The sequence below is a fragment of the Lentzea indica genome (genome assembly GCF_012184385.1).
Lineage (GTDB): Bacteria > Actinomycetota > Actinomycetes > Mycobacteriales > Pseudonocardiaceae > Lentzea > Lentzea indica.
Map to the genome: position 1 here is coordinate 1 of NZ_VSRL01000385.1, position 6,047 is coordinate 6,047.

6 protein-coding genes are annotated in these 6,047 nt (G+C 70.8%); 4 read left to right on the top strand and 2 right to left on the bottom strand.

The genetic code is table 11. The features are described from left to right. Positions 1 to 397, top strand: a 397-nt coding sequence (locus FXN61_RS46470; protein ID WP_223165880.1) for a hypothetical protein, incomplete at its 5' end; no start/stop codon positions are given. Between the two features lie 44 nt (positions 398 to 441). Then, on the top strand, positions 442 to 2,445 hold the full coding sequence (locus tag FXN61_RS46475) for a GH36-type glycosyl hydrolase domain-containing protein (protein ID WP_167980197.1): 2,004 nt from the start codon (positions 442 to 444) through the stop codon (positions 2,443 to 2,445). Between the two features lie 55 nt (positions 2,446 to 2,500). Here the strand turns inward: FXN61_RS46475 and FXN61_RS46480 are convergent, their stop codons facing one another. Next, positions 2,501 to 2,923 (bottom strand): VOC family protein, encoded by a 423-nt coding sequence (locus tag FXN61_RS46480; protein WP_167980198.1) that lies wholly within the window; start codon positions 2,921 to 2,923, stop codon positions 2,501 to 2,503. 96 nt (positions 2,924 to 3,019) lie between these two features. On the opposite strand from FXN61_RS46480, the gene FXN61_RS46485 reads away from it, so the two are divergent. Both FXN61_RS46485 and FXN61_RS46490 read left to right on the top strand, forming a co-directional pair. After that, the gene (locus FXN61_RS46485) at positions 3,020 to 4,006 is read left to right on the top strand and encodes a helix-turn-helix transcriptional regulator (RefSeq protein ID WP_167980199.1); all 987 of its coding nucleotides are present in this window, start codon (positions 3,020 to 3,022) and stop codon (positions 4,004 to 4,006) included. 64 nt (positions 4,007 to 4,070) lie between these two features. Then, positions 4,071 to 4,712 carry a VOC family protein gene (locus FXN61_RS46490; RefSeq protein WP_167980200.1) on the top strand — a complete coding sequence of 214 codons (642 nt, stop codon included), beginning with the start codon at positions 4,071 to 4,073 and terminating at the stop codon, positions 4,710 to 4,712. On the opposite strand, the gene FXN61_RS46495 is transcribed toward FXN61_RS46490, so the two are convergent. Further along, positions 4,680 to 6,047 (bottom strand): helix-turn-helix transcriptional regulator (locus tag FXN61_RS46495; RefSeq protein ID WP_223165881.1); only part of this gene is annotated, 1,368 nt, incomplete at its 5' end. The genes FXN61_RS46490 and FXN61_RS46495 overlap by 33 nt on opposite strands.

Below are 6,047 nucleotides of genomic sequence, written 5' to 3' on the forward strand. Positions count from 1 at the left end.
GGCGCGCCCCCCGCCGCCCCGCCGCGCCCCAGGCCGTGGCGGGAACGGCCCGTCGTCTCCGAGCCGGCGGGGCCTCGACCTGCCGGCAGCACCGAAGCTGATGCCCGCGCCCGATGATCTGGCGGAACTGCGGGAGATCGCCGCGATGGAGCTGCAGCGCCTGGAGAAGGACGCGGGACGGCCAGACTGGGAACGCCGGGAGCTGCTCGCCGACCTGGCCAGCAGGCTCGGCACGCTCGTCGCTTCCAGGCAGGGCCCCGCGTACGAGCCGCTGCGCCGCCTGGTCGAGGAGCTCACCGCCGGGGGAGATGCCGACCAGCTGTGGGCACGGGCTCAGCAGGTGCTGCGCGAGTTCGGTGAAGTGAAGCGGGACCGTCGCCGGTCGTTTTGGCGCTGATCGGGCCTATCCGGCGCGCGGCACCTGACGGAACGCTTCTACGGGTGAGCGCGTTCGGGGAGTGGACGACGGCCGAGGGCCTGCCCGCGTTCGAGTACCGGGCGGGCCCCATGCCGTGGGATCCGATCATCGATCCGCCGGACTCGCGGCATCGGGTGCACGTGGGCAACCGCCGGATCACCTTGGTGGCCGACAGCGACGGACTCACCGGAGTGTGGGACGAGCACGTCGGATGCCGGTGGATCGCCGAGCACACCGGCGTCGGCCGGTTCGGTGCGCTGTCCACGGACTTGGCTGGAACGAAGCTGTTTGGTCCCACCTTCTGCCGGGTCGCGGTCGCCGATGAGGACGCCGAGGTCGAGCGGACGGTCCTGTGTCCGGAGGGCGCGGTGCCGTGGGTGCTGATCAGGGTCGACGTGGTCAACCGGGGTGAGGCGGTGCTGCGCCGGTCCTTGACCGAGGAGTGGGTGGTGCGGCCGCGTCTGGTGGATCTCGAGTTCGGTCCGTCGCGCGACGCCGCTCCGCCGGACGCGGCCCTCGTTGTGGCATTGGAGGAGTTCGGTGGCGAGCGGGTGGAGACCACCGCCGGGCCGTTGACGATCGCGGTCGTGCTGGAGCTGCCACCCGCCGGCCGAACGACGGTGTGGTTCCGGTTCGGGCTTCTTGACGAGCCCGCGGATCCGGCAGCGTTGTACGCCGAAAGCCTGGCGGGTGTGCGGGCACGGCTTCCGTCGGCGACTGCTGAGCGAGCACCGGAGGCGGCCACCGAGATCCCCTGGCACGCGGCCCTGCTCACCGGCGGCGCCTGCCTCGACGGCGTTCTCGGCGGCCACACCCTGGACCAGGGGTCCGCCTACTCGTTCCGGCACGGTTTCAACGGCGCGGCAAGGGATCCGTTGCAGCACGCGCTTCCGCTCGTCCACCTCGAACCGGACCTCGCGCTGTCGGTTCTGCGCAACACCTGCGCCTGGGGAAGCCCTGACGGCGACCTGCCGTACGCGCTCGACGGCCGCAAGCAGCCCTGGACCCAGCTCTTCCGGCCGTCCGACCAGAACCTGTGGGCGCTCTGGCTGGCCGCCGAGTACGCCGCGGCGACCGGTGACCTCGCCGCGTTCGACCGGCCAGTGCCGTACCACCCGTGTCACGGCGCCGATCCGGTTCCGCTGGCCGAGAACCTGCGGCGCCAGTTCCGGTTCTTCGTCGACGAGGTGGGCGTGGGGGAGCACGGCCACGTCCGCATCCTGAACGCCGACTGGAACGATCTCGCCGTCAGCGAGTCCGGAGTGGACCGTGACCTGATGATCGAACGCGGCGAGTCCGTGCTCAACTCGGCGATGGCCGCCTGGGTGCTCCCGGTGTACGCGGGTCTCGCCGAGCGACTCGGTGATCAGGCGACGGCGTCGGAGGCGCGGGAACGCGCGGCCGATCTTCGCGAACGGGTCGCGAACGAGTGGAACGGGCGATGGTTCCGGCGCGCTCACGCGCCTGGCGGCAGCCCGGTCGGTGATCACGACCTGTGGCTCGAGGTGCAGCCGTGGGCGATCCTCTGCGGTGCGGCCACACCCGAGCAGGCACGGGCGTTGCTGCGCACGATCGACGAAACGTGCCGAGCCGGATCGCCGCTCGGCGCGCGGCTGCGGTGGCCCGTCCCCGACGGCGCGTCCGGCCAGGTGTGGTTCTCGGTCAACATGACGCTGATCTGGGCGGCCTCCCGCTACGACCAAGATCTGGCGTGGGACGAGTGGCGGCGGATGACCTTGCACGCGCACTCCACCGCCTACCCCGGCACGTGGACGGGCACGCTGTCCGGCCCGGACTGCTACCTCGCGCCGGAGAGCGATCGTCCCGGCGAGACGTGGGCCCTGCCCGAACTCGGCGTCGCGATGCAGGCGTATCCCGTCGCCAACCTGCACAGCCATGCTCAGCCGTTGCTCGGCTACCTGCGGCTGCTCGGCGTGGAACCCACCGCTGACGGGAGGCTGCTGTGCCGTGGTGGTGCGGAATTCACGAGTCGCACGCTCGTCGTGAGGCAAACCGCTGACGGTTAGCGTGTCTGGTGAATGGTGGCGGGAGCGTGCCTCCCGCCACCGGAAGCGAGATGTGTCAGCCGTTGTGTTCGCTGACGACGTCAACGACCCAGACGACGCCGAAACGGTCCCGCAGCATCCCGTAGGCGGGAGCCCAGCCCGCCGGGCCCATCGGGACCACGACAGTCGCGCCGGCGGAGAGCTTCTCCCAGTAGCCGGTGACCTCTTCGACGGTCTCGCCGCGCACGGAGACGAAGAACGCGTTCTCGCCCTGGTCGTGGCCCATCCGCGCGGTCACGTCGTAGGCCATGACGTGGAAGCCGTTCTCAGCGAGCACCTGGCCCCACATCACCTGGTCGGCCTCGGACTCGTCCTGGACGTTCCCGGCGTCCTTGTACGTGACGACGGCGAGGTGACCGCCGAACACGGACTGGTAGAACTCCAGCGCCGCGAGTGCGTCGCCGCGGAAGTTCAGGTGGGTAGTGGTGGTGACGGACAAGATCGCTCCTCTATATGGGCTTGGTGCCTGATGTGAGGCAACAGTCGCAATAGAAGCGGCCAGGTTGTGTCCTCTTCTTCGGGCAGAATCAGAAACATGCCGAAGACCTCCGCACGGCTGTTGGCGCTTCTGTCGTTGCTGCAGGCGCGCAGGGACTGGCCAGGAATGCTGCTGGCGGAGCGGCTGGAGGTGAGTCCGCGAACGGTGCGCCGCGATGTCGACCGGCTGCGCGAGCTCGGCTATCCGATCGTGACGACCAAGGGCCCTGACGGCGGATATCGGCTCGGAGCCGGCACGCAACTGCCGCCGCTGCTGTTCGACGACGACCAGGCCGTCGCCATCGCCGTGGCTCTCCAACTCGCCACCACCACCGGTGCCGGCATCGAGGAAGCCGCCGTGCGGGCGCTGCACACGGTCCGGCAGGTCATGCCGGCCCGGCTGCGCCACCGCATCGGCACGCTTCAGGTCACCGCGGTCGAACGGCCTGTGGCCGCACAGGTCGGCAGCGATGTGCTGATGGCGTTGAGCGCCGCTGTCCACGCCCGTGAGGTGCTGCGCTTCGACTACCTGTCCGTCTCGCGGCTGGAAACGGACGACGGCCCACCGGCCCCGCCACGCCGGGCGGAGCCCCACCACCTCGTCACCGCGGGTGGACGCTGGTATCTCGTCGCATGGGACCTCGACCGCGACGACTGGCGCACGTTCCGCGCCGACCGGATCACCCCGCGCACCCCCACCGGCCCGCGCTTCACCCCGCGCGAACTGCCAGGGGGAGACGTGACCTCCTTCGTCACCAGCAGGTTCCGCGGCTCGCACGGCACCGGCGACTGGCCCTGCCGCGGCGAGGTGATCCTGCACCTCCCCGCCTCCGAGGCGTCGCCCTTCCTCCGCGACGGAGTCGTCGAGGCGCTCGGCCCCGACCGCTGCCGGCTCACGCTCGGCTCGTGGTCCTGGCCGGGTCTCGCCGCCGCCATCGGCAGGTTCGACGCCGACATCGAGGCGGTCGGTCCTGCCGAGCTCAGAGCCGCCTTCGCGCAGCTTGCCCACCGCTACACCAACGCCGCGACCGCCGAGCCCTCGTGAGGTCCGGCAGTCCGGTCAGGAATCGAGAAGCATCGGTCGCAGGGTGGCGCCTAGCGTTTCCGGCATGACCTCAATCGACGCCATCACCCTCGAAGTGGCCGACCTCGCGGCCGCCGAACGCTTCTACGCCAACGCTTTCGGGCTCGGCTCCCGGCTTCGCCTTCGTGCCGCGCAGGAACCGGCCACCGGCTTCCGCGGCTTCACCCTGTCTCTCACGGTGTCGCAGCCCGCCGACGTCAACGCGCTGATCGGCGCCGCCGTGGACGCCGGAGCGACGGTGCTCAAGCCCGCCGCGAAGTCCATGTGGGGCTACGGCGGCGTCGTGCAGGCCCCGGACGGCACCATCTGGAAGGTCGCGACCTCGGCGAAGAAGGACACCGGCCCTGCCACCGGCCGGATCGACGACATCGTGCTCCTGCTCGGCGCCACCGACGTCGCCGCGAGCAAGCAGTGCTACCTCGACCAGGGCTTCACCGTGGCGAAGAGCTTCGGCCGCATGTACGTCGAGTTCGCCTCGTCCGGCTCCGTGAAGCTGGCGCTGTACCGGCGGCGCGCCCTCGCCAAGGACGCCGGAGTGTCCCCCGAGGGTATTGGATCGCACCGGATCGTGGTGTGCGGCGCCGCTGAGCCGTTCACGGACCCGGACGGGTTCGCCTGGGAAGTTCTTGCGACGTCAAGGCAGTCGAGTGGCCAGCTCGGCGCGTGACCTGATCCCGAGCTTCGTGTAGACCTTGCGCAGGTGGTACTCGATGGTCTTCGGGCTCAGGAACAGGGCGGCGGCGACCTCTCGGGTGGTCTTGCCTTCCACGAGCAGGAGCGACACCTGTAACTCTTGTGGGGTAAGGGTTTCGCTCGGGGCGCGACGTTTGATCGTCTCACCCGTCGCGCCGAGCTCGACCGCGGCCAGGTCCGCCCACCGGGCCGCTCGCAGGTTCTCGAACGTCTCCAGCGCAGCGTACAGGTGGGGCCGGGCGTCCACCCGCCGCCGGACCCGGCGCAGGCGGGCGCCGTAGGCGAGCCGGGTGCGCGCGGTCTCGAAGTCGTCCAGCGTGCTTGCGTGGAACCTCAGGGACGCCCTGAAATGCGTGTCGATGTCGGAGTTCTCGCTGAGCATGCCCATCGCTCGCTCGGCGCGTCCCATCGCCCACGGCTGTCCTTTTGCCGCTGCCGCGGACAGAAAGCGTTGCGCGACCTGCCGGCCGTCCTCGCGCCTGCTCAGCCGGACCAGCGCGTCGGTGAGCTCGGGCGCCGGTGACAGGTCAGGGTCGGTGAGTCGCAGCTCGTCGAGCAGTCCGGCCAGTTCTTCGAGGTGTGCCAACGCCTTGTGCGCGTTGCCCAGGCCGAGTTCCAGCTCTCCCAGCGCGAACAGAGACCAGACCCGGCCGATGTGGATGTCGCGGGCGCGGCAGATCGGCAGCGCCTCCGCGACGAGCGCGCGGCACTGCTGTTCGTCGCCCAGACGCGCCCGCAGCCACGCCAGCCCGGCCAGGCACATCGCCAGGTCGGTGTCCTGCCCGGTCTCCCGCGCCAGCCGGGTCGCCTCGTCGTAGGTCGCCTCCGCGCGGACCCACTGGTTGGTGGTGGCCTCGTCCCTCGCGACGTGGAACAGCAACGACGGCAGCGTCCCCACGGCCGCTTCGGCACGTGCTTCGCCGACGATGCGCCGCAACTCCGCTCCCGAGGAGGCGTCGCGCAGGAACAGCGGGCCGATCATCAGCCACGACAGCCTGCGCCGGTCGTCGTGCAGCAGACCGGAGCCGGCGAGCAGGCCGGCCGCCGACCGGATCTGGTCGGCGCCACCGCGGTTGGCGAGGATCCTGGCCACACCGGCGGCCAGCTGACCGAGTCCCCGCGCTCGCCGGGAGGCCACGCGCCCGAGCAGGTCCTCGATCTCGTGGGCCAGTTCGACGCCGGTCGTGGTGTCGCCGAGGTAGAAGCAGGCGTGCACCGCGTCGGCCAGGAGCACGACGCCTTCGTCGGGATTGCCGGACCGGCGGGCGGCGGTCCGGCAGAGGTCGCGCGCCTCGGTCAGGGAACCGGT